Source organism: Pseudomarimonas arenosa (genome assembly GCF_014841215.1).
Classification (GTDB): domain Bacteria; phylum Pseudomonadota; class Gammaproteobacteria; order Xanthomonadales; family Xanthomonadaceae; genus Pseudomarimonas; species Pseudomarimonas arenosa.
Genome location: NZ_JACYTR010000142.1, coordinates 1 through 1,104, shown reverse-complemented (window position 1 = coordinate 1,104; position 1,104 = coordinate 1). Strand labels below are relative to the sequence as shown.

The 1,104-nt window shown below is 61.7% G+C and carries 1 protein-coding gene; it reads left to right on the top strand.

Annotated features, from left to right (window positions below):
• A partial coding sequence (locus tag IFO71_RS21595) for a transposase (protein WP_225444877.1) occupies positions 1 to 954 on the top strand: 954 nt, incomplete at its 5' end.
• Positions 955 to 1,104 lie beyond the last annotated feature (150 nt).

Genomic DNA, 1,104 nt, shown 5'->3' with positions numbered 1-1,104 from the left:
GTGGCGGCCGAGGCGGGTTTGGTGAAGCTGGGGCGCCTTGGCATCGACGGCACCAAATTGCGCGCGAATGCGAGTCGCCACAAGGCGATGAGCTACGGTCGGATGCAATCTGAGGAGGCGCGCCTGAAGTCGGAGATTGCTGCGTTGCTGAAGCAAGCGGAAGCGGCGGACGTGCGTGATGATCGGGCGTTGGGTAAAGACGCCACGGGCGACGAGTTGCCGGCTGAACTGCGTCGTCGGGAGACACGGCTGGCGACGATCCAGGCGGCCAAGGCGCGTCTGGAAGCACGTCAACGTGCGCTCGACAAAGCGGCAGGTCGTGACCCGGATGATCTTGATCCGCCGGCCAAACGACGTGGACCGAAATTCAAACGTGAGGCGGGGGTTCCTGCCGAGCATGCGCAGGACAACTTTACCGATCCGGAGAGCCGGATCATGAAGACCGCGGAAGGATTTCAGCAGTGTTACAACGCGCAGGCCGCGGTCGACGAGGGCAGCCAGCTCATTGTCGCCGTCGATCTCAATGCCTGTGCCGCGGACGTGGGTCAGTTGCTGCCCATGGTCAAACATTCGGAGGCGAACCTGGGGCGGCGCCATGCCGTTGTGTTGGCCGATGCGGGCTACGCGAGTGAAGACAACTTTCAGGCGCTGGAAGCACGCGAGCAAGCGGCCTGTGTGGCACTGGGCCGTGAGCGCAAGCCTGCACGTGCCATCGATCCAGACGAGTATCCAGCGACGCGGCGTATGGCCGAGCATCTGGCCACTGAGGAAGGCAAAGCCGACTACCGACGACGCAAAGTCATCCCCGAGCCGGTTTTCGGATGGATCAAGCATGTGCTTGGATTTCGACGACTATCGATGCGGGGAGAGAAGGCCGCACGCGAGGAGTGGAACTTAATGTGTTTGGCGGTAAACCTGCGGCGAATGCACCGATTGGGGTGGCAACCGGCGTAGATGGCCGATGAGAACCACTGCCGAGGGTGGTTCAGACGGTCAGGAAAGCGCAGCGCCACTGCCCGGAGCGCTGAGAGCAGATCACACCGGACATCAAAACTAAGCTCGACAGTCCTTAGTTAAAAAATCTTCTGCCGCCCAGGCTCCTAG